The sequence below is a fragment of the Gordonia sp. DT219 genome (assembly GCF_049847065.1).
Lineage (GTDB): Bacteria > Actinomycetota > Actinomycetes > Mycobacteriales > Mycobacteriaceae > Gordonia.
Window position 1 is genome coordinate 1 of the sequence record NZ_JBNCNR010000010.1, and the last position, 15404, is coordinate 15404.

A 15404-nucleotide genomic window follows, 5' to 3' on the forward strand; every position below is an offset into this window, starting at 1 on the left:
TGCTCGAGGAGGTTGTGGGCGAGCAGTATTTGTTTCATCGCCGCGAATGCTTGTGGGCCGGTGAGGTCTGGGTCGAGATGGATGTCGCTGAGTTGCTCGACGATGCCGGCGAACAGTGCTTCGGCATCGATGATGCGGGCGGTGGAACTGTTTGAGCTTGTAGAGCTGGTGGTGGTGTCGTCGATCATGTGCCCTCCCCTGGCGATCGTTGCGATGGGTCCACTCTACATGGAAATCCGCTGAGCGCAAGGCCTCAGAAGACGAATACTGTTTGTGCACAACAGCATTCGCACGGTTCGAGTCGGCCGATTCTTGTCGGTGGCGTGTGGTAGTGGGCGCGTGCTCGATGCCTGCGGCTCAAGCGCGCGGGAGTACACCCAGGAGCGCCGAAACGCAGGCTGTCTGCAAGGCGTCTCCCAGGTCTACATGCAGAACGCCGAGCTCGGGCTCGTCAGCGTAAGCCGCGAGCAGGCTGGGCGGTGGGGGAACGTAGGGCGACAGCGCCCCCGCGGTGACGAGACTCATCAGGCAGAACAGTTGTGCGTCGTCGCCGAGCTCGGGCAGGTGGCGGCGAACCAACTCGCTCATGTCGACGAGCCTCGCGAGCGAGGATCGCTTGTGCCGCTTGACGACCTCGACGGAAACGTTGTGTTCCAGCACCCCTCCCTGCGCGCCGAAGAGATCGCACAGGACCGGCCGTCGGGCAAGTGAGCGACCGACGATCTCGGCCAACCGGCGCGCCCGGACCTCGGTTGCGGCATCTGGCGCGACGTTCGCGGCGAGTTCCTCGGCCAACTCGGTCAGCCAGTCGCCCAGGAAATCGTCGAGCAGCTCGAGGAGCACCGCCTCGCGGGACTCGAAGTACCGCAAGACATTCGACTTGGCCAGACCCACCCGACGGCTGAGCTCGTTGAGGCTCAGCTGGGCCACGGGCATCTCCTCCAGCATGGCCGCAGCGGTGTCAAGCACCGCCCGCCGACGGACCTCTCGCTGCTGCTCGCTTCGCGCCCGCTGAAATGTCACCCCGCAAGGCTAGCGGACCGGCGGTCTCTTGACAGCAGACCGCTGGTCTCTTACAAAGGTATAACAGACCAACGGTTCTTTAGGAGTGGCGATGAATGGCAACTGGAACGAGCAAGACATCCCCGACCAACACCGCCGGGTGGCGATCGTGACCGGTGCGAACACCGGACTGGGTTTCGAGACCGCCCGGATGCTCGCCGGGCGTGGGGCGACGGTGGTCCTCGCCGTCCGTGACGTCGAGAAGGGTGCGCGGGCGGCGGCGCGTATCGACGGCGACGTCGTCGTCCAGTCGCTTGATCTGGCCTCACTGGACTCGATCAGGTCCGCGGCCGCGGATCTGCGCGCAGCCCACCCGCGGATCGATCTACTGATCAACAACGCGGGGGTGATGTACACCCCGAAGCAAACCACCGCCAACGGGTTCGAGATGCAGTTCGGCACCAACCATCTCGGCCACTTCGCCCTCACCGGTCTGTTGCTCGACCACCTGCTGCCCGTACCCGGTTCCCGCGTGGTCACGGTCAGCAGCACGGGTCATCGCATCCGGGCGGCCATCCACTTCGACGATCTGCAATGGGAGAGCTCGTACAGCCGGGTGGGAGCCTACGGCCAGGCCAAACTGGCGAACCTCATGTTCACCTACGAGCTCCAGCGCAGACTCGCACCGCACGGCACAACGATTGCCGTCGCCGCTCATCCCGGCGTATCGAACACCGAACTCATTCGCAACACTCCTGCGGCGCTTCGAGTTCCGGTCTCATGGCTTGCGCCGATGTTGACCCAGACACCTGCGATGGGCGCGCTGCCCACCGTGCGTGCGGCCACCGATCCGGGCGTTGTCGGCGGCCAGTACTACGGTCCCGGCGGTCTGGGGGAGGTGCGTGGCCATCCGAAACAGGTCTCCTCGAGTTCGGCGTCCCATGATCGGGCCGTTGCGCAGCGATTGTGGGCCGTGTCGGAGGAGCTCACCGGAGTGACGTTTCCACTGGCAGTGCAGGCGTGAGGACCGAGGACTACGACTGGCAGTTCGGGCACCAGTAGATGACCCGGTCCGCGCCGGGTGGTCCGAGGGAGCCGCGCAGGATCAGGGTGCCGCACCGGCGGCATGGACGGCCGCGCCTGCCATACACGTAGAGCCGCGCAGCGTGGCCGGTGACGCCGGTGGTGGTGCGTGCCACCCGCATCCGATTGGCCCACAACATGCGGTGAGCAAGGTCGACCATCGCCGCCACGTCGACGGCGGCGACGGGACGTCCCGGAAGCACTCCACGGACGAAGCATAGTTCGCTGCGGTATTCGTTGCCGACACCGGCCATGAGGCGTTGATCGAGCAGCGCGACCCCGATCGGCGTATCGGGCTGCGCCTCGATGCGTCGTGTGGCTTCGGCGGCATCCCAGTCGTCGCCCAGCAGGTCGGGTCCGAGGTAGGCGAGCTCGGCGTCGGGATCGGTGAGCAGCTCGAGTGTGCCGAGCGAAAAGCCCACCGCCTCCGAATCTTCGGTGCGTAGAACAACACGAGCTTCGTGGGTCGGCCGGCGCCACTGCGCGCCGAGTTGATGCACGTCCCACCGGCCTTCCATCTGGAGGTGGGAGTGAATGCTCACCGGAGATGCGAGGTCGTCGCGCGTGATATCGATCAGCAGGTGCTTGCCGCGCGACCGGACTGCGGTGACGACGCCACCGGCGAGATCCGTGGTCGCCAGCTGCGGTACCCGGAAGTCGGTGAGCGTCAGTACCTTTCCGTCGAGTGCGCGGCGCAGACCGGCGGCGGCGCGATAGACGGTGTCACCTTCGGGCATGCTGGCCGTAGCGGAGCCGGAGCCCGCGCGGTGTCGTGGAGAAGCCTGCGTCGACGAGTGCGGGGGCCAGGTCGGAACGTAGTGACTCGACGCCGTCGACCTGGTCGATCGCCAGACGGGACACCCGGCCGTCGTGCACGGTGGCGGCCAAAGCCCTGGCCGCACAGCTTAATACGGTCTCGGAGTCGCTGAAGGTGAGCACGGTCTTGCCGCCACGCTCGACGTAGATCGCCGGTGCTCCGTCGACGAGGACGATCAGCGCGCCCGGTTTGCGGCCCGGCCGGTGCCCGCCGTCGCCGCGCTCGGGCCACGACAGGGCCGCTCCGTATGCGTTGGCCGGATCGGTGGCGGCGAGCACGATCGCCGTCGGGGCCGGGCCCGAGCGATCGTCGAGGGTGTGTCGGCGCAACTCGTCGACGGTCGCGGGCGCCGCGAACTGCGCTCCGCCGAGACCGTCGACGTAATAGCCGCGGCGAACATATCCGCTGTCCTCGAAGACGGTGAGCGCCTTGTAGATCCGCGAGAATCCGCCGGTCACCCCCTCGGCGACCACCGCGCCGCGCGTCACGACGCCGTAGCGGGTGAGGAGTTGGTCGCACAGGACCTGGGTGGTTGCCGTCGGGTCGGCGCCCCGCCGAGGCATCGCGAACCAGCGTCCGCCGGCGGTGGGCGGGGTGGTGACCGTCGGCGTCGCCGACATGAGATGGCGGGTACTCAGCCGGGATGCGCGCAGGCGCGGTGCCCGGCCACGGGATCGATGTGCGGGCGCCGACCGCGAGCCGCCGGATTGTCGCGGGGTGAGCATCGCGCGGACCGGGGTGAAGGAGTCATTGGACAACCGGCCCGCCCACACCAGATCCCACAACGCGCTGTGGACCTCGGCGGTCGCCGGGGGTGTCGCCGATGTCCCCGGGGGTGCATCGCTCGGGCCGAGGTCTCCGATGAACTGCGAGAAGCGCAGGCCCCCTGCGGTGCTGAACAGATCGAGGAGTCTGCGGTGCAGATCGGTCATGTCGATCTCGTCGGGTTCGGGCAGGACGACGTCGGCCAGGTCGGCCGGACATAGGCGTATCCAGCCGTCGGCGCCACCGATGCGCCCGGACCCCGACCACACGACCTCACCGGCCGACAACAGTTCGTCGAGCATGGCGGGTCGGTAGTCGGTGACGCGTGCCGGCAGGATCAGCGACTCCCATGCCGATGCCGGAATGGGCAGCCCGGCAAGCTGATCGATGACGATGGAGACGCCGTCGACACCCGAGAGCCGGTCGTCGTGGCCGCGGCGCCCCTCGGCCGGCGGCGAGACGTGCTGCCACGCGCACAAGAAGCGCGAGAGGGTGACGTCGTCGACCGGTGCGATCTCCGCGCGACTCGCGGCCAGCGAACCGCGCCGGATCTGGCCGAGGACATCGCTGTGACACCATTGCGCCCCGATGAGCTCGGGCAGGAAATCCCCCTCGACGACCTTGCGGTCACCGGCCATCCGCACCAGGGTGTCGCGGACGACCGCGGCGCCCAGACCCAGGGCGGCGGCGGCCTCGTCGACGGTGAACGGACCGTGGGTGCGGGCATAGCGGTGGACGAGATCGCCAACCGGGTCGGGGACCTCCTCGAGGAAGGCGGCAGGCACCCCGAGTGGTGTGGGCACACCGAGTGCGTCGCGGAGCCGGGCGGTGTCCTCGATCGCGGCCCACAGTGGGCGCCCGCGGTGACTCACCGAGATGATCGCGCCATCACGGTGTAACCCGGCCAGCAGGGCCGCCACCTCGACCGAGGATGTCTCGCCGGCGACCGGGTCCGCATCCGCACCGCGATAGCGGGCGGCCACCTCCTCGGTGGTGAGCGGCCCGAGCCAGCGCAGCAGGTCGACGACGTCTTGCCCGTCGCGGGCCTGCCGGCCGGGATCGAGGCGCTGCAACCGGTTGGTCACCTCGGCGATGACGGCCGGATCGAGGAGCTCGCGCAGATCGACACGACCGAGAAGCTGTGCCAACAGCGCGGTGTCGAGGGAGAGGGCCGCCGCGCGGCGCTCGGCGATGGGTGCGTCGTCGTTGTACATGAACGCACCGACGTAGCCGAACAGCAACGACGCGGCGAACGGGGACGGCGACTCGGTCTCGACCTCGACCATCCGGACGCGCCGCGTCGACACGCGCCGGAGCAAATCGATCAGGGCGGGCAGGTCGTACACGTCCTGCAGGCACTCGCGTACGGCCTCCAGGACGATCGGGAAGTCCGGGAATTGCGAAGCGACGGCGAGCAATTGGGCACTGCGCTGACGTTGTTGCCACAGCGGCGCGCGGCGGCCGGGGTCGCGGCGCGGCAGCAACAGCGCGCGTGCGGCGCATTCGCGGAACCGGGAGGCGAACATCGACGACTCGGCCAGCGCGTCGGTGACGAGCTGTTCGACGTCGTCGGGGTCGATGGTGAACACCGCAGCACCCGGCGGGGTGTCGTCGGTGTCGGGGAGGCGGACGATGATCCCGTCGTCGGAGGCGGTGACCGCGCCGTCGAGGCCCAGCGAGTTCTTGAGCCGTGCCGAGATCGCCGACGCCCACGGCGCATGTACGCGTAAACCATAGGCGGAGTGCAGGATCAGGCGCCAGTCGCCCAGTTCGTCACGGAACCGCTCGACCACCAGGGTGCGGTCGGTCGGCAGATGGGTGGTGGCGTCACGTTGTTCGGCGATCAGCGCACCCAGGTTCTCCCGGGCGTAGTCGGTCAGACCGAGTTCGTCTGCACGCCGGTCCAATTCGGGCCGGTCGGCGATCTCACCGATAAAGGCGCCGATGGCCGCGCCGAGTTCGGCCGGCCGGCCGGCTGCATCACCGATCCAGAACGGTAGCCGTCCGGGCTGCCCGAACGCCGGGCTGACGAGCACCCGATCGTGGGTGATGTCCTCGATCCGCCAACTCGTGGCGCCGAGAGCGAAGACGTCGCCGACCCGCGACTCGTAGACCATCTCCTCGTCGAGTTCGCCCACCCGGGTCTGTTTTGCCCCCTCCGCCGATCCGACCATGAACACGCCGAACAGGCCGCGATCGGGGATCGTGCCACCGGAGGTGACGGCAAGGCGTTGTGCACCGCGTCGGCCGACCAACACGTTGCGGTCCCGATCCCAGTTGACACGCGGCCGCAATTCGGCGAACTCGTCGGACGGGAACCGCCCCGAGATGAGATCGAGGGTGGCCTCGTACACCTGCCGGCCCAATTCGCGGTAGGGGGCGCTGCGGCGGACGGCGTCGAACCATTCGTCGACATCGAGTTCGTCGATGGAGGCTGCGGCGATCGTCTGCTGGGCGAGCACGTCGAGCGGGTTCGCCGGAATCGCCAGTTCTTCGATCTCGCCGGCACGCATCCGTGATACCGCGACCGTGCAGTGGATGAGGTCGGTGCGGTGCTTGGGGAAGAGCACACCCTGGCTGATCTCGCCGACCTGATGTCCGGCGCGCCCGATCCGCTGCAGTCCGCTGGCCACCGACGGCGGGGCCTCGACCTGCACGACCAGATCCACCGCCCCCATGTCGATGCCGAGCTCGAGCGAGCTGGTGGCCACCACACAGCGCAGGCGGCCGGTCTTGAGGTCGTCCTCGATCTGCGCGCGCTGCTCCTTGCTCACCGACCCGTGATGGGCGCGGGCCAGGACCGGCGACGCCCCCGATGACGCGCCGCTGGCCATCACGAGTGCCGGCGCCCCACCGGCGACCCGCGCGTTGACCGCCGGCTCCGCTGGCCGGTCGGCGGGCCCGGAACGGGCGTCGGCGATCTCGTTGAGGCGGGCGGTCAGCCGTTCGGCCAGGCGCCGCGAGTTCGCGAAGACGATGGTCGTGCGGTTGGCCTCGACGAGGTCGACGATCGACGACTCGACGTAGGGCCACAGCGAGCCGGCGGTCGGCGAGAACGCGTCGTCGAGTTCCTCGGAGCCCGGCGCGTCCGGCGGCGGCGGGATGTTGGCCATGTCCTCGACCGGCACGTCGACGCGCAGATCGAAGGTCTTGGTCGCGGGTGGGTGGACGACGGTGCACGGTGCCGAGCCGGCGAGGAATTGCGCGACCCGTTCGGGCGGGCGCACCGTCGCGGAGAGCCCGATCCGCTGGGCCGGTTTCTCCAGGAGTCGGTCGAGGCGCTCCAACGACAGTGCGAGATGGGTGCCGCGTTTGGTGCCCGCAACCGCATGTACTTCGTCGACGATGACCGCCTCGACGCCGGTCAGCGTCTCCCGTGCCGACGAGGTCAGCATCAGATACAGCGATTCCGGGGTGGTGATGAGGATGTCCGGCGGGGTCCGCACCAGGCTGCGCCGGGCGGCCGCGGGAGTGTCGCCGGACCGCAGCCCGACGGTGATCCCACGCTCGAGCCCCTCGCGGACCGCGGGATCGGTGTCACCGAGCTCCTGCGCGGCCCGGGTGATGCCGGTCAGCGGCGCACGCAGGTTGCGCTCGACGTCGACGGCGAGCGCCTTGAGCGGCGAGATGTAGACGACGCGGGTGGTGTTGCGCGGACGCTCGGGGCGCGCGGCGAGCCGATCGAGTGCCCACAGGAAGGCCGACAGCGTCTTGCCCGATCCGGTGGGGGCGATGACCAGGGTGTGATTGCCGTCGGCGATCGAGGACCACGCCCCGACCTGCGCGGCCGTCGGCGCGGCAAAGGCGCCGCTGAACCACCGCCGCGTGGGGGCGGTGAAACGCGACAGCACATCCTCGACAGCAGGCACATCCTCCATCATCCACCAGCGGTACGACACTGTTGGCCGGGCGAGTTGTCCGGTATATGGTCAGACGGACGTTGCTCGGGGAATCCGGTGAGATACCGGAACGGTCGCGCCACTGTGAGCCGCACATCGATGCGGCGAGTCAGGACACCGCGCAGCGTCGTCACCGCAAAATCGATGGGACGCGTCATCCCAGATTGGACCGATACCGATGGTCGCAACAACCCGCCAGGGCACCCGACCCCAGGGCAAGGGTCTTTCCCTCGCCGTTCCCGATCTCTCCGTCGCCTCGGCTGCGCTCTGGCTGACCGCCACCGTGGTGCTCGCCGGGCTGGCCTACTACTTCCTCGGATATGACCAGGGCGCCGTCTCGGTGTTCGGCTCGGACACCCATGTTCACGAATTCGTGCACGACGCACGGCACTTCCTCGGTTTCCCCTGCCACTGAGCACGGCTGTCACCGCATCACCACAGCCAACGCACGCAATCAGAGGACATAACCGCACATGGAAAAGAAGTTCATCGGCGCAGGCCTGCTCTCGGGTCTGATCGCCGGAATCGTCGCGTTCATCTTCGCCCGGCTGTTCATCGAGCCGCAGACCACCAAGGCGATCGACTACGAAGAGGGCCGCTCACACGCCGAAGAACACCTCATGGCCGCCCACGGCGGGGCAGGCGGGCACGAACACGGTGAGGTGTTCACCCGCTCGGTTCAGGAGAACATCGGCGCCGGCGTCGGCACGATCGTGTTCGCGCTCTGCATGGGCGCGTTCTTCGCCGTCGCGTTCACCATCCTGTGGACGTATTTGGCTCGTCACCACCCCGATACCGATGGACGATGGGTCGCCGTCGCACTCGGTGTCCTCGGCTTCGTCGCTGCGTTCGCCGTGCCGTTCTTCGCCTACCCGGCCAACCCGCCGGCCGTCGGCGACGCCGACACCATCGGTGCCCGCTCGGGTACGTATCTGACGATCACCGTCGTCTCGGTGGTCGCGATGATCGCCGCGGTGGTGTTCGCGCTGTGGCTGCGACCCCGTCTGGGCGGGCTGACGTCGGCGGTACTCGCGGCGATCGGCTATCTCGTCGTGATCACCGTCGCCATCATCCTGTTACCGCAATTCCATGAGGTACCCGAGCCGCTCACCGATGGTGACCGGATCGTGTTCCCCGGCTTCCCCGCCGCGGTGATCGGTGACTTCCGGGTCTACGTCATCGCCAACCAGGTGATCTTGTGGACGGTCCTGACCACCGTGTTCGCCGCGGTGCTCGGATGGCTGGGCCGGTCGGGCTCCCGGTCGGAGAACGCCGTGCTCGTCGAGACCCGCCGCTGACCCAGGTGGATCTGCTCGTCGTCACCGCCGGCCGGACCGGGCCCAACAAGGCCCTCCGATTCGGCGGTGACGCATCCCTGGACGAGGCGGGCCGCCGGCGTGTTGCGGCACTGGCAATCGAGGTCGGTGCCCGCCCGATCGTGGCCGGGCCCGAGGCCGCGACCCGTCAGTCCGCCGAACTGCTGGGCCCTGACGTCCGGGTCGATGATTCGCTGCGCACCCTCGACGTCGGGCGCTGGGCGGGCCACGCGCCGGACGAGGTGGACCCCGACGACCTCGCGGTCTGGTTCGGCGATCCGGCGTCGTGCCCGCACGGGGGTGAGAGCATCGCCGCCTTCGTCGAGCGGATAACGCTGTGGCACAGGACGTTTGCCGAAACCGCCGATGCCCGAGCCGCGAGCTGTGTCGTCGTGGCGATGCCGGTCGCGCAAGCCCTGCTGGCCGGCGACGCGGCGTCCTTCTTCGGCATCGAGGTGGCGCCGGCGACGGTGTATCGCCTGCCGCGCGCGACCGGGTGAGGAGGAACCTCTCCTTTCCTGGACACCACCGGTGGTGCCTGACACAGTAGGACTGAAACGTGTTCTAGTCGGCGCCGAGTCGGCGCGGGAAGGTGGAGGGTCGATGTTCGAATGGTCCGAGGAAGATCTGATGGTGCGCGATGCGTTGCGGGCGTTCATCGACAAGGAGATCCGCCCACACCTCGACGAACTCGAGACCGGTCAACTCCCACCGTATGACATCACCCGAAAGCTGTTGTCCACCTTCGGTGTCGACGCCATGGCCAAGGATTCCCTCGAGAAGGAGCTCGCCGCCGAGGCCGCCGGCGAGAAACATTCGGGGGGCGGCGGCGCCGGTATGACGGGCTCGATGTTCATGATCGTCAACATCGAACTCGCCGGCGTCTGCCTGGGGCTCGTCGGGTCGCTGGGCGTCAGCATGGGCCTGACGGCGTCGGCCATCCGAAGCAAAGGCACTCTCGCGCAGAAGAAGCGGTGGCTACCCGAACTGGTCACCATGGAAAAGGTCGGGGCCTGGGCGATCACCGAGCCCGACTCGGGATCCGATGCGCTCGGCGGCATGAAGACCACCGTCCGACGCGACGGCGACGATTACCTCCTCAACGGACAGAAGACCTTCATCACCAACGGCCCATACGCCGACACCCTCGTGGTATTCGCCAAACTCGACGACGGCTCCGGCACGCCGATGCGCGAGCGCAAGGTGCTTTCCTTCGTCCTCGACAAGGGCATGCCCGGTCTGACGCAGGGCAAGGCGTTCGCGAAGATGGGCATGATGAGCTCGCCCACCGGTGAACTGTTCTTCGACAACGTGCGCCTCGGGCGCGACCGGCTGCTGGGCGAGACCGAGGACACCGGATCGGATTCCCGCGGGTCCGAGGGCGCCAAATCCGGATTCACCGCCGAACGCATCGGGATCGCGGCATTGTCGATGGGCATCATCAACGAATGTCTGCGCCGCAGTGTCGAATACGCGAAGAGCCGCACCCTGTGGGGCCAGGAGATCGGACGTTTCCAGCTCATCCAGCTCAAGCTGGCCGAGATGGAGATCGCGCGGATCAACGTGCAGAACATGCTGTTCAACGCGATCGAACGCACCGCCGCGGGCAAGCCACTGAGTCTCGCGGAGGCGTCGGCGATGAAGCTCTACTCGTCGAAGGCCGCCACCGACGTCGCGATGGAGGCCGTGCAGCTCTTCGGCGGCAACGGCTACATGGCCGAATACCGCGTCGAACAGCTTGCGCGCGACGCGAAGTCGCTGATGATCTACGCCGGCAGCAACGAGATCCAGGTGACGCATGTGGCCAAGGGGTTGTTGCAGTGACATCCGACGACGAACGATTTCTCCTTCGCGCGATCGAGGTGGCGGCGGCATCACGCGCACACGGCAACCATCCGTTCGGGGCGATCATCGTGTCCGCCGACGGGACAGAGTTGGCCGCGGCCGAGAACACGGTGGTGACCGACCGCGACCCGACCGGGCATGCCGAGACCAACGTGGTCCGGCGTGCGGCCGCGCTGGTCGACTCCGCTGAACTGGCCTCGGCGACCCTGTACACGAGTACCGAACCGTGTGCCATGTGCAGCGGCGCGATCTACTGGGCCGGAATCGGTGCTGTCGTCTTTGCGCTGTCGGAAACCGAACTGCTGGCGATGACGGGGACCGACCCGGAGAACCCGACGATGTCGCTCCCGTGCCGATCGGTATTCGATCACGGGCAGCGTGCGGTCACGGTACGGGGACCGATGCCGTTGGCCGGCGCGCAGGCCGTCCACGAGGGCTTCTGGGGCGGGCGACCGGCCGACGTGGTCGTCCACTGATGAACCTGCTCATCCGCCGGTGATCACCAGGACGATCAACGCCAGGTTGAGCAGCACGATCACCGCCGACGCGACGGTCGCCACGATCCGCAACAGAATCCCGTCGGCAAATTCGCCCATGATCGAACGGTCGGCGGTGAGGCGCCCCAGTGGGATGATCGCGAAGGGGATGCCGAAGCTAAGCAAAACCTGCGACAGCACCAGCGCCCATGTCGGGTCGACGCCGACTGCGAGAACGACCAGGGCAGGGATCAGGGTGACGAGCCGGCGGACGAGCAACGGAATCCGCTTGTGCAGCAGGCCGGCCATGATCACGGCGCCGGCCGAGGAACCGACCGAGGTGGAGGCCAGGCCGCTGGCGAGCAGCCCGATCGCGAAAGCGGTCGCCATGCCCGGCCCCATCGTGTCGGCGACCGCCCGGTAGGCGCCCTCGATGGTGTCGGTGCCCTCCTTACCGCGCAGGTTCTGCGCGGCCAGCAGCAGCAGCGCGATGTTGACCGCGCCGGCGATCATCAGGGCGACGACGACGTCCCAGCGGGTGGCGCGCACCAGCTTCTTGCGTCGTTCGGGTGTCTTCGCGATGCCGTGGCGGTCGACGACCAGTGCCGAATGCACGTAGATCGCATGGGGCATCACCGTCGCACCGAGCATAGACGCGGCGAGCAGCACGGTCTCGGGACCGTGGAGCCGGGGGATCAGGCCGCCGAGCACGTCGCCGACCGGGGGCGGGTTCACCACGAGTCCGGCGAGGAAGCCCACCACGATGATCGCCAGCATGGCCAGGATCACCGACTCGAAGGTGCGTTGCCGCCGCGGATTCTGCAGCGTCAGCATGAGTGTCGAGATGACGCCGACGATGATGCCCCCGAGCACGAGTGGTAGCCCGAACAACAATTGCAGGGCGATGGCACCGCCGAGGACCTCGGCCAGGTCGGTGGCGATGGCCACCACCTCCGCCTGGACCCAATACGACCGGCGGGCGCGCCGGCCCAGGCGCTCACCGAGAAGCCCTGGCAGGCTGCGGCCGGTGACGATGCCGAGTTTGGCCGACTGATACTGGATCAGCATGGCGATGAGGTTCGCAACGACGAGAACCCAGACCAACAAGAATCCGTAGCGCGCCCCGGCGGTGATGTTCGCGGCCACATTGCCCGGGTCGACGTAGGCGATGGCGGCAACGAAAGCCGGCCCGAGAAGCGCGAGGTGGCGTAGCGAACGCAGTCGGCGCCCTCGGATCTGCTCACGCGCTGACTCCGAGTCGCCCGAACCCGAGTCGCCCGGACCCGAGTCGCCCGGACCTGGGCGATCCGGCCCGGAGGTGGGCGTGTCCACCTGGCTCATCCGCTCAGGGTGGCACACCCACGAGCGCTGATCAAGCGGGGCGAAGAATAAAGTTAGGACACCCGAAAACTAGGTGTTCGTCATCCTCCAGATCCGGTCTCGCGACATCGGCGTCTCGTACGGACGGATACCGATCGCCCGGCGGATGGCGTTGGCGAGCGCGGGCGCCACGGGGTTGTACGGCGACTCGCTCATCGACTTGGCGCCGTACGGCCCGAGGTCGTCAGAGGTGTCGGCGAACATCACCTCGGTGACGGCAATGTCGGCCATCTGCGGGACCCGATAGGTCCGCAGGACCGGCGTCAGCGGCACACCTTTGCCGTCGAGCATGATCTCCTCGTAGAGCGATGCGCCGATCGCCTGTGCGACACCGCCTTCCACCTGGCCGAGGCACTGCTGCGGATTCATGACCGTGCCGGCGTCGGCGGCATGCACGGACTGCAGGATCGTCACCGCGCCGGTATCCACGTTCACCGCGACCCGAAAGGCCTGGACGTTGAACGCAATCGAGCGCAGGTCACCGCGTTCGACGCCGGTGCCGATGGCGCGCGGGCCGGACGGTCCCGTCACCCGCTTCTCGGCGTCGACGGCGTCGATCAGCTCCTCGAAGCCGATCATGGTGTCGCCGACGAGCGCCCCGTCGGCACCGAGACGTATCTCGTCGGGTGTGGCGCCCGACACCTCGGCGGCGGCGCCCACGAGCATCTCGCGCAACGCGAGTGCTGCGCCGTAGACGGCCTTGCCCGCGACGGTGATCCCGGCGGACGCGAACGCGCCGGTGTCGTAGGGCGCGGCGTCGGTGTCGCCGTGACGCAACGACACCCGACTCAGGTCGGTCGACATCGTGCTCGCCACGATCTGAGCGTGGACGGTGGTGGTGCCGTTGCCGAATTCGGTTGTGCCGGAGCCGATGTGATAGGTGCCGTCGGCGTCGACGGAGACGGTGGCCGTGGAGTGATGCCCGCGCGGGGCCATGGTGGCGATCGCGGCGAGCGCCATACCCTCGCCGACGCGCCACTGCGGTCCCGCTGGTACGGCGGCGCCGTTGCCCCGGGCCAGCGCAGCCTGGGCGAGGTCGAGACACTGGTCGAGCCCGTAACTGCCGTACACCAGGTCTTCTTCGGGTTCGGGATGGGCGATGAGCAGTGGGTCGCCCTCGGTGACGGCGTTACGGCGCCGGAGCTCGAACGGGTCGAGTCCCAGTTCGAGAGCCAATTCATCCATTGCGCTCTCGATGGCGAAGATGACCTGGCCCAGTCCGTACCCGCGGAAAGCGCCCGACGGCGGGTTGTTGGTGTAGACGACCTCGGCGTCGATCCGCTTGACCGGGCAGTTGTACACCGACACCGATTCGGCGCAGCCGTGGAACATCACGCCGATCGCGTGATTGCCGTACGCACCGGTGTCGGAGAGGACATCGATCTTCATCGCGGTGAGCCGTCCGTCGGCCTCGGCCCCGAGATCGACCGACACCGTGAACGGGTGGCGGTAGGTGGTCCGCGTCATCTCGTCGGTGCGCGTCATCTCATAGGCGACCGGACGGCCGGTGCGCAGGACCGCGACCGCGACGAGATCCTCGGTGAGCATTTCCTGTTTGCCGCCGAAGCCGCCACCGACCCGGGCCGCATGCACGCGGATGCGCTCGGGTGGCAGTTCGAGGAGCAGGGCCAGCTCGTCGCGCACGAGAAAAGGGACTTGCGTGCTGGTGCGCAGCACGAGGCGGCCCTCGTCGTCGAGCCAACCGAGCGTGCCGTGGGTCTCGAGCTGGGCGTGCGCGACCCGTCCGGTGTGCCAAGTGCCGGAGACGGTCACCGACGAATTCTCGAGGGCGGCAACGATGTCGCCACCGAATCCATCATGGAACGCGGCCACCACATTGCGGCCGGCATCGGCCACACGGTCGTCCGGGGTGCGATCGGGATGCACGAGCGCGGCGCCGGGGCGCCGAGCCTCCGCCGGATCGAACACCGCGGGCAACGGGTCATAGGTGACCACGATGAGCCGGCACGCCTCCTCCGCGGCCGAGGCGGTCTCGGCCACGACAGCGGCCACCCGCTGACCGACGAAGCGGACCACCGGATCGAGGATCAGGGTGTCGTCCGGGTCGTCCGACCGTGATTCGTGGCGACCGGTGGAAAACCTTCGGGTGGTGACGTTCTCATGGGTGAGGATCAGCGTCACCCCGGGTACCGCGGCCGCGGCGGTGGAGTCGATCGAGGTGATCCGGGCATGCGGATGCGGCGATCCCAGGACGCGGAGGAACTGCGTGCCGGGTATGTCGATGTCGAAGGTGTAGGGCTCGGTGCCGCTCACCACGCGTTGTGCGGCAATGGGATTGACCGATTCGCCCACCCCGTTGACCGATGGCGGGCGGGCGCAGCTGCCCGCGCAGGCATCGGAACCGGCATCGGCGCACTCTTTTCGGGCGACGCCGTCGCGGATCGCCGCGTCGATCGCGCGATATCCGGTGCAGCGGCACAGGTTCCCTTTCATCCGCCGCGGCAGGTCGTCGAGGTCCTCGGCGCCGAGCGTCGATGCGGTGACGACCATCCCGGCCGTGCAGAACCCGCACTGGAAGCCGAAGTTGTCGACAAAGGACTGTTGCATGGGATGCAGATCACCGGGTGTCCCGAGCCCGGCCGCGGTGGTCACCGACGCACCCTGGGCGCGTTGGGCCGGATAGATGCACGAGTGCACGGGCGTGCCGTCGACGAGCACCGAACAGGCACCGCAGTCGCCGGCATCGCATCCCTTCTTCACCTCGAAGTGTCCGTGGTCGCGCAGCAGGGTGCGCAGACACTGACCGGGGCGGGGTGCGGCGTCGACGGGCTCGCCGTTGATCTCGAATCGCATCATGGCT

The 15404-nt window shown here is 68.1% G+C and carries 11 protein-coding genes, 1 pseudogene and 1 riboswitch; of the genes and pseudogenes, 6 read left to right on the forward strand and 6 right to left on the reverse strand.

The window, feature by feature from the left end; all coding sequences use genetic code 11:
- Together ACPXB3_RS13330 and ACPXB3_RS13335 are read right to left on the reverse strand one after the other, a co-directional pair.
- Window positions 1-188, reverse strand: a pseudogene (locus ACPXB3_RS13330) (hypothetical protein); the annotation flags it as partial.
- Between the two features lie 169 nt (window positions 189-357).
- Window positions 358-1023 carry a TetR family transcriptional regulator gene (locus tag ACPXB3_RS13335; RefSeq protein ID WP_425705438.1) on the reverse strand — a complete coding sequence of 222 codons (666 nt, stop codon included), beginning with the start codon at window positions 1021-1023 and terminating at the stop codon, window positions 358-360.
- A gap of 91 nt (window positions 1024-1114) precedes the next feature.
- Between ACPXB3_RS13335 and ACPXB3_RS13340 the strand changes: the two genes are divergently transcribed.
- The gene (locus tag ACPXB3_RS13340; protein WP_425705439.1) at window positions 1115-2026 is read left to right on the forward strand and encodes an SDR family NAD(P)-dependent oxidoreductase; all 912 of its coding nucleotides are present in this window, start codon (window positions 1115-1117) and stop codon (window positions 2024-2026) included.
- A gap of 10 nt (window positions 2027-2036) precedes the next feature.
- On the opposite strand, the gene ACPXB3_RS13345 is transcribed toward ACPXB3_RS13340, so the two are convergent.
- Window positions 2037-2822: a DNA-formamidopyrimidine glycosylase family protein gene (locus ACPXB3_RS13345; protein WP_425727878.1), complete on the reverse strand. Its 786-nt coding sequence runs from the start codon at window positions 2820-2822 to the stop codon at window positions 2037-2039.
- Window positions 2809-7548 (reverse strand): ATP-dependent helicase, encoded by a 4740-nt coding sequence (locus ACPXB3_RS13350; protein ID WP_425727880.1) that lies wholly within the window; start codon window positions 7546-7548, stop codon window positions 2809-2811. Before ACPXB3_RS13350 ends, ACPXB3_RS13345 begins: the two co-directional genes overlap by 14 nt.
- A 66-nt stretch (window positions 7549-7614) precedes the next feature.
- A riboswitch (cobalamin riboswitch) is annotated at window positions 7615-7685 on the forward strand.
- Between the two features lie 59 nt (window positions 7686-7744).
- Here ACPXB3_RS13350 and ACPXB3_RS13355 point away from each other — a divergent pair.
- The 5 genes from ACPXB3_RS13355 to ACPXB3_RS13375 all read left to right on the forward strand — a co-directional run bounded on the left by ACPXB3_RS13355 (window position 7745) and on the right by ACPXB3_RS13375 (window position 11203).
- Window positions 7745-7981 carry a CbtB domain-containing protein gene (locus ACPXB3_RS13355; RefSeq protein ID WP_425705442.1) on the forward strand — a complete coding sequence of 79 codons (237 nt, stop codon included), beginning with the start codon at window positions 7745-7747 and terminating at the stop codon, window positions 7979-7981.
- A 58-nt stretch (window positions 7982-8039) separates the two neighbouring features.
- Window positions 8040-8864, forward strand: coding sequence for a CbtA family protein (locus ACPXB3_RS13360; protein WP_425727882.1), 825 nt, complete (start codon window positions 8040-8042; stop codon window positions 8862-8864).
- Window positions 8865-8869: 5 nt separating this feature from the next.
- On the forward strand, window positions 8870-9382 hold the full coding sequence (locus ACPXB3_RS13365; protein ID WP_425705444.1) for a histidine phosphatase family protein: 513 nt from the start codon (window positions 8870-8872) through the stop codon (window positions 9380-9382).
- 103 nt (window positions 9383-9485) lie between these two features.
- On the forward strand, window positions 9486-10706 hold the full coding sequence (locus ACPXB3_RS13370) for an acyl-CoA dehydrogenase family protein (RefSeq protein ID WP_425727884.1): 1221 nt from the start codon (window positions 9486-9488) through the stop codon (window positions 10704-10706).
- A complete protein-coding gene (locus tag ACPXB3_RS13375) occupies window positions 10703-11203 on the forward strand; it encodes a nucleoside deaminase (protein ID WP_425727886.1) in 501 nt (166 codons plus the stop codon). Before ACPXB3_RS13370 ends, ACPXB3_RS13375 begins: the two co-directional genes overlap by 4 nt.
- Before the next feature lie 9 nt (window positions 11204-11212).
- Here the strand turns inward: ACPXB3_RS13375 and ACPXB3_RS13380 are convergent, their stop codons facing one another.
- Both ACPXB3_RS13380 and ACPXB3_RS13385 read right to left on the reverse strand, forming a co-directional pair.
- Window positions 11213-12544: an Nramp family divalent metal transporter gene (locus tag ACPXB3_RS13380; protein ID WP_425727888.1), complete on the reverse strand. Its 1332-nt coding sequence runs from the start codon at window positions 12542-12544 to the stop codon at window positions 11213-11215.
- Between the two features lie 69 nt (window positions 12545-12613).
- Window positions 12614-15397, reverse strand: a complete 2784-nt coding sequence (locus ACPXB3_RS13385) for a molybdopterin-dependent oxidoreductase (protein ID WP_425727890.1) — start codon at window positions 15395-15397, stop codon at window positions 12614-12616.
- Window positions 15398-15404 lie beyond the last annotated feature (7 nt).